Here is a 17,235-nt window from a genome sequence, read left to right as displayed (position 1 = left end):
ATGAATGCTCAAATGTAGAAAATTTGCATTTACTTCATTTCCCCCACAAGTATTTTAACTCGATTTAATTGATAGTTTTCAATAAGGTATTTGCGTTGTTCACTCTCGAACAACTTATTATTTTCTACTGTATTGACGTAAGAATCATATACTGCAAACCCATAATGTGACGGTATAAATAATAGCCATTGTACTTCAAGCACTTCTGTCGCCTGACTGATATCCCCCATAAAAAGATAATGAATCGCTATAAGAAATTTAGAATAATAAACAAACGCCACCATAAATACCATGGTAAAAATAGCAGTCACAACTCGATGGATGTATAACTGGCCCAATCCCGGTAAAAACAGTGACCAAATAACAGCATTAAGTGGTCTTCTTTTATCCAAATAGTTAATTTCTAAGCCAGCAATCACATACGAGTTAAAATCGGCATTTTCCCGTTCAGCCAAAAGAAACATTCGGTTAATATCAACAGTCGTTCGATAACTATCCCAAATTGCAAAAAGATAGACAGGTATATACATGATCGTCCATCTATGATCTAGGACCTCCTTGGCCATTCCAATATTTCCGGTAAAAGTAAATACCATTGCTTGATTTAAATGTGACATATTATTCAAAAAGATTTCCCATATAAATAAGGCATAACCTCTCAGATATTTTGACAAAAGGAGGTGACCAAAACCAGGAAAAGCAGCTGACCACCATGCGATAACATAAGGATTCCTCAGATGAAGTTGGGTTGTACCAAAAATACCTACATATGCTTTATACTTACGATTTTTTTTGGATGGTTCAAGTGGATTTGTTGGGTTAAAATTTCTCATGAGGGTTTCCTTAACTTTTTATTTGTTAAGGTTATTTTTTGATATATTTGGTAATTTTATTCACAATTGAAGTGATTCAAGATATTTGTGCGTTGTGGAAAGCCAATTTCAGTTATAGAAAACAGCTAAAAAGAAAATGCCCTACTTCATAACGAAGTAGAGCATTTTTTATTAGAATGCTGCAGTCCAACCAGCGTCAGCAGTAACGATTGTTCCATTTACAAAGCTAGATTCATCAGAAGCTAAGAAAAGGGCAACTTGTGCGATTTCTTCTGCTTGTCCAGCACGCGGAATAACACCTTGTGTTACTTGTGCACGACTAGCACCAAACTCATTGACATTTTTCATAGAAGCTGCAATATTCGTCATGACCGCACCTGGTGCGATACCATTACAGCGAATACCTTTTTGTGCATACATGAAACCAGTATTCTTAGTTAGACCAACAACCGCATGCTTAGAAGCAACGTATGCAGCACCTGCATGGGCACCATTTAATCCACCAGTTGAAGCGATGTTAATGATGTTCCCTTTTTCTTTTTCTAAGAAGATTGGGATTGCTTTACGCATTGCACGCATAACACCTTTTGTATTAATATCAAAAATTAATTCCCAACGCTCGTCAGTAATGTCACCAACAGGCTCAAATCCATCCATAATACCTGCATTGTTCACAAGAACATCTAGAGTACCAAATTCATTTACAGCAGTGTCGATCATGTTTTCAACATCTTCTAATTTTGCCACATTGACTTGGATCGCTTTCGCTACCCCACCGTTACTATTAATGCCTTCTGCCACCGCTGAAGCACCTTCTAGATTTAAGTCGGCAACAATAACTTTTGCCCCTTCTTTTCCATACAATTCTGCAATGGCTTTCCCCATACCTGATGCAGCCCCTGTTACAACAGCAACTTTGTTTTGAAGTTTCATTAAAATACCCTCCATCCTTTTGTAAACGCTTCCCTTAGATTTTAGTGAACATTTGTTCATTATCTAAGTTCACTTATAGTATAATCATTGTACATAACAGTTTCAATCAGCAAACAAGATTGGATTTGTCTATTTAGCAACAGTTCATCTGTTATTTGTACATTAATTCATTTTATTGAACAATAGAGGGGACAAAATGGCTATGAACATCGACCGTAGAATCATAAAATCCAAGCAAGCATTAAAAGAATCTCTACTCTCCTTAATGCAAGAAAAGGACTTCAAAGAAATTACAATCACGGATATTGTTAAATTAGCTGACTTAAATCGGGGTACCTTTTATAAGCACTATCAATACAAAGATGATATCTTAGAGGAAATTATCGATGATGTCATAACCGATTTAACGAACTCATATCGTGAACCATATAAAAGCATCGATACTTTTGATGTAAGAAATCTTTCATCTTCAGCAATCAAGATCTTTGACCATGTCAGCAAGTATGGGAGCTTCTACACATTAATCGTAAAGTCTACTAGCTTATCTGGTTTTCAATATAAAATTTGTGAAGTGATTAAGAATTTAGCATTACAGGATCTATACGACAATGTAACAGGGCAAAAAATCAATCGAGAGATTCAGGCTAGCTTCTATGCTTATGCCATTTTTGGCATGATTATTGAATGGGTCAATCAAGGATTTAGCTATAGCTCAAACTATATGGCCGAACAATTACTTGAAATTATTAAGAACACGCATGGAAACAGTGTTTATAAATCACATTTGGAAGACAGTAATAAAGAGAAATAATCAATTTCCTTTCTCTCTAATGTTTTATCCTCATATGTTTAGTTCCAATATCAGTGAATTCTAAAAAGAAAATACATATAAAAGGTGGTTTCTAAATGCTCTTCCCCTTTCGAAATGATATACGTAAAACCCTAATTCCGTATCTAACAGAACTGGATCCAAGTGACTGGTATAAGAAATCAAGTGCTTATCCAAAATCAATCGCTTGGATTGTTTCACATATTGCCACGAGTGAAGATTACTGGATTAATAGCATTTACTTAAAAAAAGAGACTTTTCTTCAAATAGATGAAAATAATACACCTTCTGAGCTTTTAAATAGTTACGTACAAATAAGAAATCATACGGATATCCTTTTGCAATCCCTTGAACTAGACAAATTCAACAATGCCATTGAGGTCCCAACATTTTCAGATGGTTGGGTCCCACCTTCTGAACCAACTATACAGTGGCTCTTTCATCATATTTTTACACATGAAGCGTACCACACTGGACAAATTGCTATCATCGCACACCTCAATCGATTTAGGAAGCCCCTATTTTAAAACAAGAAGGAGTAATTCGTTGCTTTTAATTTTTGTAATATGGTCATTCTATTAATTCGAATTATTGAACTTATGAAGAAAAATAGGTAAAAAATTCTAGTCAAAAAGGTTTATACTATAAAATAATGGGTAATAGTTTAGTAGTCTTTCAAATGGAGGTACGTGATGGAATATACTTATAAAGATACATTTAACCTTAGAGAATTCATTGAAGCGAATCATTTGGAATTCGAAAGAAAACTCTTATCAGAAGCAGTAAACGTTAAGGATAAGATCGATGAAATTCTCGCAATCGGGAATATCGACTTAGTTAATAATGCTCATACACTTGCTTCTTACATCATTGAGGGAAAAGAAGAAGAGCTTTCCATATTTGCGAAGCAAGAAGGAATAGCATGGGCAACTCATTCGATCGACTTGACCTTCAAACTGGAATGGATCCAAGCAATTCGGAGAACATTGTGGAGTTTTATCCAAGTATTCCAAGAATACAAAATTGCCTCTGACATCAAAGATTTTTTTGATTTAGAACGACAAATTAATAATCAGGTGGATCGATTTTTGAACACGTTCTTTATCAAATATTCGACCTATAAGGATACTTTAATTAAGGCACATCGAGAATTGGTGGAGAAATTGTCAGTCCCTATTATTCCAATCAATCCTTCCGTATCGATATTACCTTTAATTGGATCAATGGATTCATTAAGAATGAATGTTCTACAAGAGAAAGTACTAACAGGAATTGGCTTATCACGGATCCAAACTTTGATTATGGATTTATCAGGCATTGCAGATATGGAACCAGATGTAATCGACCAATTGATGAAGGTAATTGATGGTGGTACCATGATGGGATGCGACACAGTCATAACAGGGCTAAGACCTGATGTAGTAAGAAAAATAGTGTCTCTTGGTTTCACTTTTGATCAAAACACAATAACATTAGGAACGTTACAACAAGCATTGAAGGAATATTTTAGATAACAATTAGGAGTTGGTAGTTTTTCTACCTCTCCTTTTTTCAATTACTTTCCTCCAACTGGTGAAATTCGACTCTTGGATTGATCCCAAAATAATTATCTATTTTCACAAATCCTACACCAGCTAATTCATTTTGATTCATCTCAATCACAATTGTCCGAGGTGTAGCATCATCTGTACAAGACATCTCGGAACTTCCTTCTAAGTGTACCAGTATTTCGGTATTTTGTTCCGCTAACTCAGCAGATTTAAATTGAAGTGGGCACGAGCCTGATTCAACAATACCTAGAAAAATAGCTACGTTTTGCTCCCAGTCCATTTCATTTTGTAATTCCTCTTTAAGTCTAAACTTCTCCCATAATTCTTTGTATTCATCCTGGTTTGATGCTTTATATACGAGAACACCTTGCTCTGCTAGTTCAAAATAATCTAACGGCAAAGTCTTTTCTGCGTGGATTAACTTGCTTGAAGCAGTTTCTGCCTTTGTAGTGCCGCATCCTTGCAGTACCATCACTATCGCAATCCATACTAACAACATCATATATGTTCTCTGCTTCATGTTTCCTCACCCCTAAAAAATGGTACAAAGGACATAAGTATATAACCTCATTCTATACAGACGATTGAAAATGGAAATTGTTTCATAATTTCACAAAATAGCTGGTATTTTTTCTAATATTCATTCTATTATTCGGAACATTTTTTCCTAATTACATGTTTAAGATTTTCTTACATCGAATTCTACCTCCCGTCTTCTTGTGTAGAAAATATGTTAAATTATCTAACAAATAGATAGAAAATTCTTACACCATATAGAATAATAGCTGAAATACCTTTTTAAAACGATACAGCGAAAGGGGAATCGACATGTGTGAGACTGAGCTAATGCAAAAAGCGATAAATGTCGCGCTCGAAAATGTTACATCCTTACATGGCGGCCCATTTGGTGCAATAGTTGTCCAAAATGGAAAAATCATTGCGGTTGGAAGAAATGAAGTTACCGCTACAAATGATCCAACTGCTCACGCTGAGATTCAAGCCATCAGGGCCGCATGTCAGTATTTAAATTCGTTCCAGCTAGATGATTGTGAAATATACACTAGCTGTGAGCCTTGTCCAATGTGTATTGGTGCCATTTATTGGGCACGCCCGAAAGCCGTATACTATGCGAGTACGAAAGAAGACGCTGCGAAGATTGGATTTGATGACCAGTTTATATATGAGGAGCTTGCCCTTCCGATAGAGAAAAGAAGAATATTGATGAAACAAATTCAATTGGATCAATACAATCTTCCTTTTGCATTGTGGGAAGAATCTACCGCTAAAACTCATTATTAACAGTAGGAATTTACGTTTTCGCCTATCTCGAAACTGAACTTATCAACACTAGCGAGAAGACTCCTTCCTCAACTACGTAGGGAGGAGATGAATCGCTTTTTGTGTCTAATTTCGGAATTAAATGAAAACAAAGGGACAAGGTTATGAATTTTTGGTAAAATAAAATTAAGAACAAATGTTCTTTTGGGTGGTGTGGTTGAGAAATGAGGAAAACCTATTTTTCTACTCGTGTATACAAAAATACGTTACCTGAAAAATATAACGACTCTATTTCTCATACCCTTCTTTTGTTTAATCGTTCTAAACACTTTGCATTTCAAACACAAGTATTAGAAAAACGTTCGAATGAATCGAGGAGAAAAAAATCTCTGCATCTTACTGTAAAAGAACGTTTTCAATTGAATGATCATTATGCAGGTAGTGCTGTTCAAGAAGCAAACGCCTTGTTCAAATCTCAAAAGGAACTTCAAAAAATGTATATCGAAAACAAAGAAGTTCAAATGACTTCGGTTAAAAAGAAAATGAAATCAACCAAACGCCATTTAACGACTCTTTTAATAATCAAACAATCCTTTGTAAACGGAAATCCAAAATTCAATCAAACCTCCAGAGAACAACAATTTGGCCATTTTTTTGTGGTGAAATTTAAACTTAGATCTGACATTTACTATCACGCTTATCAATTTGAACATGACTATTTAGATGTCCAAATCGCTCATTTTAGAAATAAATTAGGTCGATTGAAATTCAGATTAGATAGATTGCAAAAGGAGCTAGAAGGCTTAAAACATAACACTAAAAGTGTAGTTTTTGGCACGAAGAAGTTATTCAAGGCTCAACACACAATAGAAAATTATCAAAACGACCATCAACAATGGCGAAAAGATTGGGAACAAGCTCGCTATCATCAAATGACGATTAGTGGACGAAAAGATGCCAAAGTCGGCAATTTCGTGTTTTGTTATATTCCAGAGACGCGAGAACTTCATTTCACAACCCCGGATGGGACTAAGATAAAGATTGAAAACCTTGTATTTCCATATGGTCAAGAACAGGTTGACCACGCAATTGAAACACAGATGAACTGCAAAAACAAAAAGAAATACGGAAAACCCATTGCATGGTCTATTGAAGATCATGGGGACTACTATATTTTCAAATGTGTAGTTGATGTGCCAGAGAATCCTCATAAGAATCATAGTCGTGCAGACGGCTTATTAGGTCTGGATTTAAATGTAGACCACATCGCATGGTCCAATATCAATGCAAAAGGGCAACTGATAAAATCAGGTGTGTTTTCTTTCAATTTGGAAACGAAAACGTCTGAACAAATTACAAAAGTGATTGAAAACAAAGCAGTAGTTATTGTTGATTTAGCGATGAAGTTAAATCAACCTATTGCTTTGGAAAAATTAAATACCAACCAATCAAAAGTATCTCATCCATACGGCAATAGAAAAGCCAATAAAGTGATGAGTCAATTTGCGTACAATAAAATGATTTCTGCTATTAAAAACCGAGCAGAGAAAATTGGGGTAGCCGTGTTTGATGTAAATCCAGCGTACACCTCCCAAATTGGTAAAATCAAATACATGAAGCGATTGGGAATTTCGATTCATCAAGCTGCTTCTTATGTGATTGCACGACGTGCAATGGGTTTCAAAGAAACGCTTCCACCAGTGTTGCATTCCCTGTTACCAGAGAAGATAGCAGGTCTACATCACTGGGCGCAGTGGAAGTGGGTTTCATCATGCCTATCCGATGTTCGTAAACACACGTTCTATCAGATAGAACTTTTCGCCTGCGACAAGATTGACTCAATGAATCAACTCTTTCCTCAAGGGGCTCTTTCAGACTTGGAGGAAAAAGGTTTGTCAAAGGTGAAAAGTAGAAAACCCATTGCCTAGTTGAACAGGCAATGGTCTACTAAACTCTTTACTTTAGTAGCCTTTTTTAGGAATCCCCTTCCTCAAAAATCCATTGGGATTTTAGGTGGGGGTAGTTCAATGCTAGATTATTAATTACTCTTAAAGATTTCATTTTTCTTTTTTTCAATTCTGGAAATGATATGATGGGTAAAGAGACTTATTGAAAAGGGACTGGTGATTCAGTTGAAGGAAAATTTGAGTAAAAGAATTGCGGTTGCCTCTGGTAAAGAACCAGCAGACACAGTGATCAAAAATGGGAAAATTATAGATGTATTTAATGGAGAAATTAGTACGGGAGACATCGCTATCGTTGATGGAGTATTTGTTGGAATTGGTGAATACGAAGGTAGAAATGTGATCGATGCTGCTGGTCGATACATCTCCCCTACTTTTATTGATGGACACGTTCATATTGAGTCTTCGATGTTAACTCCAACCGAATTTGCAAAAGTCCTTCTTTCCCATGGTGTTTCCACGGTTATAGCTGACCCGCATGAAATCGCCAATGTTTCAGGTGAAAATGGTATTCAATATATGCTTGATGATTCCGAAAATCTGCCATTTGATTTTTATTTTATGCTTCCATCCTGCGTACCAGCTACTCAGTTTGAACATTCAGGAGCAACTTTAGAAGCTTCAGATTTACAGCCGTTCTATCAACATCCTCGAGTACTAGGGCTTGCAGAAGTCATGAATTACCCTGCAGTTTTAGCAGCGGACACGGATATGCTTACAAAAATTTCAGATGCACTAAAGCATGGAAAAAGAGTTGATGGGCATGGTGCCGGACTTTCACCTCATGACCTTAATGTATACACGTCAGCTCACATTAGAACGGATCATGAAAGTACAACTGCTGAAGAGGCAAAGGAACGCCTAAGAAGAGGAATGTATCTGATGATACGAGAAGGTACAGTGGCCAAGGATTTGAAGCAGCTTCTCCCAGCTGTTAATGAACGAAATTCAAGACGCTGTTTATTAGTCACTGATGATAAACATTTGGATGACTTAATAGACGAAGGTAGTGTCGATCATATTGTGAGAATGGCGATAAAGTTAGGAGTCGCCCCCATTACAGCGATACAAATGGTAACAATTAACGCAGCTGAATGCTTTGGACTAAGTACTAAAGGAGCAATCGCTCCCGGATATCAAGCTGATTTTATCCTTTTAGATGATTTAGAGACGATAAAAATATCGAGGGTCTATAAAGATGGTTACCTAGTGGTAGAAGATGGCCAGGTACTCCCTTTTTCAAAAGAAGACAACATGAAGGATACAAGAGAGTTGACGAATACCGTTCATTTTCATGAAATACTGCCAAGTGATTTTCAAATTGTCCACCCTTTAAATCAATCGAATATCATCGAAATTATTCCAAACAGCCTTGTCACGAAACATCTAATCGAAAAGACAGATGTGTGTGAAACAGGCTTTTTCCAGCCATCTACAGTAAAGGACCAATTGAAGCTAGCTGTGATTGAACGCCATCATATGACCGGGCTTATAGGACTAGGGATTGTCAAAGGCTTCGGCTTCCATTCTGGTGCCATTGCAACAACTATCGCTCATGACTCTCACAACGTTGTAGTCGCAGGGACCAATGATACAGATATGGCTTTTGCTGCAAATATGATTAGGGATATGCAAGGTGGACTCATAGTTGTGAAAGACCAAAAAGTAATTGCTTCCCTTTCGCTTTCGATCGCTGGATTGATGTCTGACCAACCTTATCAAAAGGTGAATTTTAAATTAAATGAGTTAAATGAGGCATTAAAAGCCATCGGTGCTGGTTCTGAATTCAACCCGTTCTTAACATTATCTTTTTTAACACTACCAGTAATTCCGGAATTGAAGCTTACCGATACAGGTCTGTTTAAAGTGTCAAGCTTTGAACATGTGGAAATTGGAGCTAATTGAAAAAACAGCTTGGGTGAAATTCACCTAAGCTGTTTCTTTATAGTAATATTCTTATCTCTCAATCATAAAACTCCATATGTTCTTTTAATGCTATACTTTTCAACTTAATTATGATCCTATAAAAAATATATACTACTAGATATATTACATTGCAGCGAATCTCTACTAATCTAAAACAGATGTTTTTAAATGATTCGTACAGTTATAAAGTTGGCAATCCCAAACTCCATCAATATTTTGTAAAATCGTAAGAGATGTATTATCCATATAGGTGGTCTTAAATTTTTCTGGCAATAACGTTTGTAAGAGGATCCCAATCATCGCCCCGTGGCTAACAACTAAAATCCTTTTCCCTTTATGAAGGTAAACTAGTTCATCGATAAATTCACTACCTCTTCTTGCCACTTCCTCTGTTGATTCCATTCCAAGATCTAGGTCACGCCAGCTGCTCCCCCATTTAATTAACCTGTCCTCTTCTGTTGTTCCTTCAATTTTACCGCAGCTAATTTCTTGAATTCTTTCATCTAGAAAACTAATAGGCAGATTCATTTTCTCACTTATTATTGATGCTGTTTCAACAGCTCTTTTTAAATTACTAGAGACGAGCATATTCCAATCTTCGTCGGTTAGCCTCTCAGCAATTTTCATAGCTTGCTCTCTACCCTGTTCATTTAATGGGATATCTGTCCGTCCTTGTGCTCTTCCAATCACATTCCACTCGGTAATTCCATGTCTAATGAAACCAATGGCTGTCATCTACTTCCCCCTAATGCTTAATCATTAAAACGTCCCATCACAATCGTATTATAGTATTTCCCGTCTGATAAGAATTTGTCCTTCTTTAAAATTCCTTCTACTTCAAAACCAAATTGTTGATAAAGTTCAATGGCTTTTTCATTTGTTTCTAAAACATTAAGGGCTATTTTCTTAATGCCATTTGAATCAGCCCATTGAATCGATTCTTCTAGAAGATTCCTTCCAATTCCATAGCCCCAAAATTCCTTTAAAACACAAACACCAAACTCTACCTTATGTATCGTCCTCTTTAATTCATTACCTTCACATCTAGAAAATCCAACAATTCTACCGTCAACTTCAGCAACTAAAAATAGGTTTCTAGTACTTTCTGTATCTCGCTGAATAATCTGCTTAAATCCCGACTCGTCAATAAATGCCTCCCCTTGCTCTCGATCAAGGTTTTCTGTTTCACCATCGATTTGAAGCCTGATTTTAGAGAGGTACTTTGCATCCTTCTTTTTTGCTGACCTTATAATATAATGTAAATGTTTGATGTTATATTCTTTGTCTTCTATTAGCAATTTTTTGTCCTCCCTTGATGATAGTTGGAATGGCATTTTTTATGGCTTTTTTAAGATTCCTAGATATTCTATCCATGGTCCAACATCCGCCCTATATCTTTCAGCCATGATTCGAACGATTTGTCGAATATGAGTTAAATCATGAACGGCCCAAGTCGAAAGTAATTCTCTTATCTTTACGACACCGAATTCAGGATGAATCCCAGTTTGTTCCAGATGTGAATCAGATTCTATCAGGCTCTTAAGTTTAGCTATATTTTCCATTCGAATTATCTTAAAATCAATCATTTTCTGTTCCGAAGAAAGTGGAAATTCTTGATTTAAGTGGGCATAACGATTAAATGGGGGAAACGGTTTACTTTCTCCGTTCTGAAGAACGAATTCTAACCTTGGAATCCAGTTTACTTTCTCCCCTTCAATTAAATGGTCGATAACCTCGGTAATATTCCATGTCCCTTCTCCTTCATTATTTTGCAACCAACTATCAGATAATCCAGTTAGAAAATATTCTAGTGTTCTAGGTGTACGCTCCAAAAGTTCAATTGCTTCACTCAGTTTAAAATTCATCTATCTTCCTCCCATTTTTATCACAGTTATTTTCGTTTTTCCGCTTTTATGATTAGAAAATGAGGATTCTTCATTAGTTTTTCATAACTTTCTGGAGCTTTTTCCTTACATTCTTCTGTAGGCTGTGGTTCTAATATTTTCTCAATGGAAAAATTAGAAAGGGTTTCATTCAAAATCGTCTGTAACGGACGTCTATAAAATGGTACTTTTATCAATTTCCCTTGTCTTTTCCACGTATCTATAATTAGTTCGGTAGTAAAATACTCTTTTTCTTTAGATAGGTTAATATCCATCATAGGATGGTGTATAGAGTAAATAAAAGAGCCTTTTGGTTTTAGTATTCTTTGAAATTCAGCAAAAGTCTGCTTCCAATCCTGCACATAATGGAGAACTAAAGAGCTTATGATCAAATCAAAGGATTCATCAGCAAAAGGTAATTTCCCATCTAAGTCACAGCACAAGACCTCGGCTTTATCTCCTACCCGCCTAATGGTAGCTTCGACCATTTCTGGACTCATATCAACCGCCACAACATCAGCCCCTAACTTGATGAACTGTTCTGTATACCAACCAGCTGCACACCCAGCATCGAGTACCTTCTTATTGTTCAAATCATTAGGGAAAAGGTTTGTCATAGCAGGCCTCTCGTAAAATATGTTATAGGCACTTTGAGTGTCTACATTATGCTCATAATCATCGGTTAATTCTTTATATGCTTTTCTAATGATATCTTTCATTTAGCACCCCAATTTTTTTATAATACGAATCTTATAACCCATCAATTTCTCTCTTCATTTCCTTAACGATGTCATCAATACTCTTTCCATCTGTTTTAATCTGCTGAGCGAACTCTTCAGCTTGAAATGCTGCAACACATTTACTTGTTTGCTGATAACACCAGTTCCCTTCCGTTTCTCCCCGGAGCCTAAGTCGTTCATGAATGGTTGGTTCTTCTGCTATCAAGCAAAAATGATAGGTTTCTTTATCTATACCTTTAAATCCTTTATAAATATAGTGAAAATATTCTTTGTCAGAAATCGTCATCGGAACAATTAAATTCTTGTTATATTGCCTTCTTAATTGTTCAGCTACTTGGACGACAAGTACCTTCCAAAGTTTCAAATCCTGAAAATTATCTGTTCGTTCTTCCGGGAGTTTGATATCTTCTGTTATGATGCTTCTCAGCATAAAGCCAACTTCTTCTGGATCATACAGCATCGATTCTTTTATCGTTTTATGCAGCTCCTTTGCAACTGTTGTTTTTCCAACGCCAAAGGCTCCATTAACCATTATGATCATCTTAGACCTCCATCAAATTTTTTCAAAAAAAAATGACACAAAAATTTGCGTCGACTACAAGTTAACGAAAAACAATTCCTGGAACATCGAAAGTTTGCCATAAATACACGATAAAAATAATCGATAAAAACCATGCAACTAATGGTTTTTTAGAATGAACCCATAAAATGAAAAACATAACCCCGTTAAAGAATACGGACCACCAAAAAGTCCACCCATTGTCATATGTAATATTATTGAATTGTAAATCTACTAATTCATTTACACCATAAAGGGCTATCCAAAAAGCGAAATAAAGAATCTGTTTGAAAATGTTTTGTGTGGGAAATTTCGATAAAAAGATGAGTATCGTGGCAGGATATTTGACTAGAATAATAGCTAATGCAATATGTGTGTTTGTTAAATCATATTTCCCAAATAAATCGGGTGGAGTATATTTCCACATTGGATAATGATCTGACAATAAGTATAAATATAGGAAGTCACCTAGCATAAAGAAAAGAATGGTCCCGTAATATTTCTCCCAATTCTTCCAATCTCCCCATTTCCATAATGCGAATAGCCATAGTAAAACGCATATTACATTTAGCATTTCAAGGACTCCTTATATAAAAATAGCTTCTGTATTTCCATTTTATTACATGAGGTGAAAGTTGTCTATTTTTAAATAATCAGACTATTTTACTATCTTTCGTTAAAATAGACCATGCACGCGCATGGTCTATGAGAGACAAAAGGTAGGTTAGCTTATTCTTAGTTACATTATTAGGAGTATTTGGAATGTAAAAGACAACAATGATGACTGTAAATCACCATTGTTAATATTAGGTTCGATTTTTAGGAATCCAACTCTTAAAATTGTTATAAACATTGCCGATTCCTCTACGCAGGTTACTAGTCACCGCTGCCTGGCTCTAATAGTGATCTAAACAGTTCTAAAAGATTTGTTAATAATTGATCTGCTGTTTGAATGTTACTGTCAACAAAATTTCTAATGATTGTTAATATCATCTGATTAGCCTCCTTTCCTTCTATCTACCATATCTATATGGCAAAAATAGAAAAGTGGTAAGGTGCTAGTCCAGTTTTATGTAATTTTTTTTGAGAAATGAATACAATTTAATCCATCTGCCTATTGAAACAAATGGTGTAACAAACGCTCTCGGTCTTCAAAAAATTGCTTCATGATTGAATAATGGGATGTCTCTTCTAATCTTATTTCTTGGATCCCTTCCCCTGTTAATTGGATGATTTTCGCATGAGGATATGCCATGATGATTGGAGAGTGGGTTGAAATTATAAATTGGGAACCTGCGTTGATCAATTCATGGATTCTAGCTAGCATCGACAGTTGTCTTAAAGGCGACAAAGCAGCTTCTGGTTCATCTAATATGTACAGTCCATTTTCTCCAAACCGCTCCATAAAGGCAGCAAAGAATGATTCTCCATGAGATTGTTCGTGGAGAGATTTTCCGCCAAAGGAATCAATAATCTTCCTTCCTCCTGGCTCCCTATCCATTTCCTCAATATTCGTTGCAACATTATAAAAGGTTTCTGCTCGAAAGAAAAAGCCGTCACTTGCTCTTTCAACCCCTTTTACCACTCGAAGATATTCGTCCAAATCAGAGTGAGAATCATAGCTTGAAAAATTAAAATTCAAAGTACCGCCTTCCGCATTAAATCCGAGACTAAGCGCAATTCCTTCAAGTAAAGTGGACTTTCCGGTTCCATTTTCTCCTACTATGTACGTGATATTTGGATGAAAGACAATTTCATCTAAATAGCGAATGACTGGAAGATTTAGTGGAAAATGATCATAGGAAAAAATCTGTTCCCTTTTCAAACGAACTTCCCTGATATATTGAGTGTCCCGATCAAGTTTCATATCATGAATACCTCCTAATCCTGTAAATCCCACTGTGGATTCCAGACGACTTCCCACAAATGTCCATCAGGGTCCTGAAAATGACCAGAGTATCCACCCCAAAAGGTTTCGTGAGCAGGGTCAGAAATGACTGCACCAGCCATTAACGCTTGTTCCATTACCCTATCCACTTCTTCTTTGCTCCCAACATTGTGACCAATTGTCAATTCAGTAGAACTCCTTGTTCCAAGTTTTACTTTAGCCTCATGGGCGATATCCTTGCGATTCCAAATCGCCAATTTTAAACCTGCTTGGAGGTCGAAGAATGCCACAGCCCCATGTTCGAATTCTTGACCAATGATTCCTTCTGTTGGAAACCCAAGTCCGTCACGATAGAAAGCTACAGCTCTTTCTAAATCATCTACTCCGAGTGTGATTACTGTAATCCTTGGTTTCATTTGATTTCTCCTTCCCTAGAGACAGAATACACAAAAACATCTTTTCCCCACTTATAAATTGTCTTTTCAACTTTCATGCCAATACGTTCTGCCACTCTTGTTGATGGAATATTGTTTACATCAGGCAAGGAAACGATCTTGCTTAAATTCAATTGTTCAAAACCATAGTGTTTACATGCAGAAGCCGCTTCAGTGGCATAGCCATTGCCCCAAGCTCTTCTGGCAAAAAGATACCCAATTTCCATCACAATCTCGTTATCCACTTCTTGAGGTACGATTCCACATTGACCAAGAAATTCTCCTGTTTCTTTATCCTCCACAATCCAAAGCCCAACACCATAGTCCTCATAATTCTTTAACGTCCATTCAATCCAATCCATCGTCTGCTTTTCGTCTTTTGTAGAAGGATAATACTTCATTGCTACAGGGTCTGAGAAGATTTCCTGCAAAAAGTTTGCATCCTCTTTCTCCATCTTCCGTAAATTCAATCTTTCAGTTGTTATAACTGACATTTTCATTCCTCCCCTCAAACAGTCCCGCGTTCGATTAGCTTCACTCCTATTTTCTTTATGAGTAATTTCTTCTCCGATCGCTTGTAAAAAAAGATTCTCTCCCATTTGTTCGTGTGGAATATCAATCGTAGTAATATTCATCATCTTTGCAATCGGTTGGTTATCAAAACCAATAATGGCTAGATCATCAGGAATCGTAATCCCTTCATTATGAGCACACGTCACAATACCTGCTGCTATTTGATCATTCGTTACTAATAATGCCGTCGGAGGTTCCTCCATTTGCTTCATATGCTTGATGACCTTTTCTCCGTCCTCAACATAGAGACAGTTATCCATAATATATTCCGATTTAAAAGGTAAATCGTATTTCTCAAGAAAATCCTTGTAAGCTTGCTCTCTTTTCGCACTGCTACTCCCTGACCGTCTGCCAACACAATAACCAATTTTTTGATGACCTTTTCGATACAAGTATTCAAGCGCCTCAAAAAAGACAGAATAGTGGTTAACAAATGTGGTAGACACTTGTCCTCTCTTTAAATTCTCACATAACACAATTGGTCCAAATTGTAGATGCTCTTCGATCGTTGCGATACTACATGCTCTTGAACATATGATTAAGCTATCAATCTGCTTTTCATTCAACATCTTCAGTGCATCGAGCTCTCGACTTTCTAAATAATCCGTTTGAAACAACACCAATTTATAATTATGCTCTAATGCTTTTCTAGCAATTCCCTTTAATAATGAAGCAAAATAAGGATGACTTGTGAAAGGGAGTACCACCCCCATTAGCAAAGTCTTTCCCTTGCTTAGGTGAACTGCATTTATGTTTTTATGATAATTTGTAGCTTTAATCGCTTCTAATACAGCAACCCTTTTCGTTTCACTCACATAGGGATGCTCATTTAAAACGCGGGAGACTGTGGTTACCGATACACCAGCTAGTTTCGCTAAGTCTTTAATATTCGTCATGTACTCACCTTTTTGAAAAAAACTCTTGCTCTGAAACGCGTTTCATATTTTATCCTAATCTTGGAGAGGAACTTTTACTCTCTATTGAGTTTAGCTTTATTGGCGTAACGATAAATTCGGCGTAACAATAGAGCTAAACGTTCAATTTATTCGAGCCAATGTGGCGGTAATTTTAATGAGTCCGGTAGTTTCGTATGGATGTCCCCGATAGCGGAGTTAACTTGCACTTGTGTTAGAAAAATACTCCCTGTAAGATTAGCTCCTCTTAAATCAGCATCTCTCAAATCAGCACCAATGAAATCACACATAGACATGTCAGCTTCCCGAAGATCGGCTGCAATTAACCATGCACCTCTAAAATCAGTACCTTTAAGATTTGCTCCTCTTAATTTTGCACCTATTAGATCCTTTTTGGAATTTTTGTTTTTAACTTTATCACGAACTAGACCACTTACTTGTAATAATAATTCGTTTATTCTTGTTCTATGAATATGTATATCTAAATCTAGAAGCGATTTTGGACTTAAATTCGACATTAGCTCTGTCTCATCCAATGCTTTTTGTAAGTCTTTATGTATCGATTTGGTTGCCCCATGATTACGGGCTTCATCTAAATACAAAAGCATTTCATGCAACTGTTGCATTATCGGAAAGACAGCAAACATTTCCTTTGCTACTGTTGGATCCTCTCTCCAATCTTGACCACGATATGTTATCTGTGAAACCTTTTGCCCCGCACCAAAACATTCGAAGACGGTGCACCCTTTAAAACCATTGTTCCGTAATTCTTTATGGATGCTACAGCTATAATTTGACTGTAAGTGGTGACAGGGTGTTCCTCCCTCTTTTTCCATAGCAAAATCAGCTGATTTTCCAAAGGGAAGTGCTACACAGCATAACCCAAAACACTTTTCACAATCAGACTCTAATAGATTTTTTTCCATATTAG

19 protein-coding genes are annotated in these 17,235 nt (G+C 36.4%); 6 read left to right on the top strand and 13 right to left on the bottom strand.

What is annotated here, in order from left to right; all coding sequences use genetic code 11:
• Window positions 1-29: 29 nt before the first annotated feature.
• Window positions 30-833, bottom strand: a complete 804-nt coding sequence (locus FAR12_RS03725; RefSeq protein WP_126406415.1) for a hypothetical protein — start codon at window positions 831-833, stop codon at window positions 30-32.
• Window positions 834-1,004: 171 nt separating this feature from the next.
• The gene (locus FAR12_RS03720) at window positions 1,005-1,766 is read right to left on the bottom strand and encodes an SDR family oxidoreductase (protein WP_126406412.1); all 762 of its coding nucleotides are present in this window, start codon (window positions 1,764-1,766) and stop codon (window positions 1,005-1,007) included.
• Window positions 1,767-1,962: 196 nt separating this feature from the next.
• Here FAR12_RS03720 and FAR12_RS03715 point away from each other — a divergent pair, with 196 nt between their 5' ends.
• From FAR12_RS03715 to FAR12_RS03705, 3 genes are all read left to right on the top strand, one after another.
• Entirely contained in the window at window positions 1,963-2,577 is a 615-nt protein-coding gene (locus FAR12_RS03715; protein ID WP_126406409.1) for a TetR/AcrR family transcriptional regulator, read from the top strand.
• A 95-nt stretch (window positions 2,578-2,672) separates the two neighbouring features.
• A complete protein-coding gene (locus FAR12_RS03710) occupies window positions 2,673-3,122 on the top strand; it encodes a DinB family protein (protein ID WP_126406406.1) in 450 nt (149 codons plus the stop codon).
• A 165-nt stretch (window positions 3,123-3,287) separates the two neighbouring features.
• Window positions 3,288-4,109, top strand: coding sequence for an STAS domain-containing protein (locus FAR12_RS03705; RefSeq protein WP_126406403.1), 822 nt, complete (start codon window positions 3,288-3,290; stop codon window positions 4,107-4,109).
• Window positions 4,110-4,146: 37 nt separating this feature from the next.
• Here FAR12_RS03705 and FAR12_RS03700 read toward each other — a convergent pair whose 3' ends face one another.
• Entirely contained in the window at window positions 4,147-4,665 is a 519-nt protein-coding gene (locus tag FAR12_RS03700) for a hypothetical protein (protein WP_126406400.1), read from the bottom strand.
• A gap of 308 nt (window positions 4,666-4,973) precedes the next feature.
• On the opposite strand from FAR12_RS03700, the gene FAR12_RS03695 reads away from it, so the two are divergent.
• The 3 genes from FAR12_RS03695 (at window position 4,974) to ade (ending at window position 9,292) form a co-directional block, all read left to right on the top strand.
• Window positions 4,974-5,444 (top strand): nucleoside deaminase, encoded by a 471-nt coding sequence (locus tag FAR12_RS03695; RefSeq protein WP_126406397.1) that lies wholly within the window; start codon window positions 4,974-4,976, stop codon window positions 5,442-5,444.
• 203 nt (window positions 5,445-5,647) lie between these two features.
• Window positions 5,648-7,351, top strand: a complete 1,704-nt coding sequence (locus tag FAR12_RS03690; RefSeq protein WP_126406394.1) for an IS200/IS605 family accessory protein TnpB-related protein — start codon at window positions 5,648-5,650, stop codon at window positions 7,349-7,351.
• Between the two features lie 195 nt (window positions 7,352-7,546).
• Window positions 7,547-9,292: an adenine deaminase gene (gene ade, locus FAR12_RS03685; protein WP_246010285.1), complete on the top strand. Its 1,746-nt coding sequence runs from the start codon at window positions 7,547-7,549 to the stop codon at window positions 9,290-9,292.
• Between the two features lie 165 nt (window positions 9,293-9,457).
• Here ade and FAR12_RS03680 read toward each other — a convergent pair whose 3' ends face one another.
• From FAR12_RS03680 to FAR12_RS03635, 10 genes are all read right to left on the bottom strand, one after another.
• A complete protein-coding gene (locus FAR12_RS03680; protein ID WP_126406391.1) occupies window positions 9,458-10,048 on the bottom strand; it encodes a histidine phosphatase family protein in 591 nt (196 codons plus the stop codon).
• A 17-nt stretch (window positions 10,049-10,065) separates the two neighbouring features.
• Window positions 10,066-10,611: a GNAT family N-acetyltransferase gene (locus tag FAR12_RS03675; protein ID WP_126406388.1), complete on the bottom strand. Its 546-nt coding sequence runs from the start codon at window positions 10,609-10,611 to the stop codon at window positions 10,066-10,068.
• A 39-nt stretch (window positions 10,612-10,650) separates the two neighbouring features.
• A complete protein-coding gene (locus FAR12_RS03670; RefSeq protein ID WP_126406386.1) occupies window positions 10,651-11,178 on the bottom strand; it encodes a DinB family protein in 528 nt (175 codons plus the stop codon).
• A 26-nt stretch (window positions 11,179-11,204) separates the two neighbouring features.
• The gene (locus FAR12_RS03665; protein WP_126406383.1) at window positions 11,205-11,915 is read right to left on the bottom strand and encodes a class I SAM-dependent methyltransferase; all 711 of its coding nucleotides are present in this window, start codon (window positions 11,913-11,915) and stop codon (window positions 11,205-11,207) included.
• 31 nt (window positions 11,916-11,946) lie between these two features.
• Complete coding sequence (locus FAR12_RS03660; RefSeq protein WP_126406380.1) at window positions 11,947-12,477, bottom strand: AAA family ATPase; 531 nt, start codon at window positions 12,475-12,477, stop codon at window positions 11,947-11,949.
• Window positions 12,478-12,538: 61 nt separating this feature from the next.
• Window positions 12,539-13,069, bottom strand: coding sequence for a CBO0543 family protein (locus tag FAR12_RS03655; protein ID WP_126406377.1), 531 nt, complete (start codon window positions 13,067-13,069; stop codon window positions 12,539-12,541).
• Between the two features lie 540 nt (window positions 13,070-13,609).
• Entirely contained in the window at window positions 13,610-14,362 is a 753-nt protein-coding gene (locus FAR12_RS03650) for an AAA family ATPase (RefSeq protein ID WP_126406374.1), read from the bottom strand.
• 14 nt (window positions 14,363-14,376) lie between these two features.
• Window positions 14,377-14,799 (bottom strand): VOC family protein, encoded by a 423-nt coding sequence (locus tag FAR12_RS03645; RefSeq protein ID WP_126406371.1) that lies wholly within the window; start codon window positions 14,797-14,799, stop codon window positions 14,377-14,379.
• Window positions 14,796-16,286: a GNAT family N-acetyltransferase gene (locus tag FAR12_RS23640; protein WP_185819428.1), complete on the bottom strand. Its 1,491-nt coding sequence runs from the start codon at window positions 16,284-16,286 to the stop codon at window positions 14,796-14,798. The genes FAR12_RS03645 and FAR12_RS23640 overlap by 4 nt, the downstream gene beginning before the upstream one ends.
• Window positions 16,287-16,432: 146 nt before the next feature.
• Entirely contained in the window at window positions 16,433-17,230 is a 798-nt protein-coding gene (locus FAR12_RS03635; RefSeq protein WP_126406368.1) for a pentapeptide repeat-containing protein, read from the bottom strand.
• Window positions 17,231-17,235: the final 5 nt, after the last annotated feature.

Origin of the sequence: Bacillus yapensis (assembly GCF_005280205.1) — a bacterium.
Classification (GTDB): domain Bacteria; phylum Bacillota; class Bacilli; order Bacillales; family Cytobacillaceae; genus Robertmurraya; species Robertmurraya yapensis.
The sequence above is the reverse complement of the archived record's forward strand: the minus strand, read 5'-3'. Positions and strand labels throughout refer to the sequence as shown.

Bases quoted from the DNA above. Each gene is read 5' to 3' on its own strand.
- FAR12_RS03725 (WP_126406415.1), bottom strand. From the start codon at position 833: ATGAGAAATTTTAACCCAACAAATCCACTTGAACCATCCAAAAAAAAT.
- FAR12_RS03720 (WP_126406412.1), bottom strand. From the start codon at position 1,766: ATGAAACTTCAAAACAAAGTTGCTGTTGTAACAGGGGCTGCATCAGGT.
- FAR12_RS03715 (WP_126406409.1), top strand. From the start codon at position 1,963: ATGGCTATGAACATCGACCGTAGAATCATAAAATCCAAGCAAGCATTA.
- FAR12_RS03710 (WP_126406406.1), top strand. From the start codon at position 2,673: ATGCTCTTCCCCTTTCGAAATGATATACGTAAAACCCTAATTCCGTAT.
- FAR12_RS03705 (WP_126406403.1), top strand. From the start codon at position 3,288: ATGGAATATACTTATAAAGATACATTTAACCTTAGAGAATTCATTGAA.
- FAR12_RS03700 (WP_126406400.1), bottom strand. From the start codon at position 4,665: ATGAAGCAGAGAACATATATGATGTTGTTAGTATGGATTGCGATAGTG.
- FAR12_RS03695 (WP_126406397.1), top strand. From the start codon at position 4,974: ATGTGTGAGACTGAGCTAATGCAAAAAGCGATAAATGTCGCGCTCGAA.
- FAR12_RS03690 (WP_126406394.1), top strand. From the start codon at position 5,648: ATGAGGAAAACCTATTTTTCTACTCGTGTATACAAAAATACGTTACCT.
- FAR12_RS03680 (WP_126406391.1), bottom strand. From the start codon at position 10,048: ATGACAGCCATTGGTTTCATTAGACATGGAATTACCGAGTGGAATGTG.
- FAR12_RS03670 (WP_126406386.1), bottom strand. From the start codon at position 11,178: ATGAATTTTAAACTGAGTGAAGCAATTGAACTTTTGGAGCGTACACCT.
- FAR12_RS03665 (WP_126406383.1), bottom strand. From the start codon at position 11,915: ATGAAAGATATCATTAGAAAAGCATATAAAGAATTAACCGATGATTAT.
- FAR12_RS03660 (WP_126406380.1), bottom strand. From the start codon at position 12,477: ATGATCATAATGGTTAATGGAGCCTTTGGCGTTGGAAAAACAACAGTT.
- FAR12_RS03655 (WP_126406377.1), bottom strand. From the start codon at position 13,069: ATGCTAAATGTAATATGCGTTTTACTATGGCTATTCGCATTATGGAAA.
- FAR12_RS03650 (WP_126406374.1), bottom strand. From the start codon at position 14,362: ATGAAACTTGATCGGGACACTCAATATATCAGGGAAGTTCGTTTGAAA.
- FAR12_RS03645 (WP_126406371.1), bottom strand. From the start codon at position 14,799: ATGAAACCAAGGATTACAGTAATCACACTCGGAGTAGATGATTTAGAA.
- FAR12_RS23640 (WP_185819428.1), bottom strand. From the start codon at position 16,286: ATGACGAATATTAAAGACTTAGCGAAACTAGCTGGTGTATCGGTAACC.
- FAR12_RS03635 (WP_126406368.1), bottom strand. From the start codon at position 17,230: ATGGAAAAAAATCTATTAGAGTCTGATTGTGAAAAGTGTTTTGGGTTA.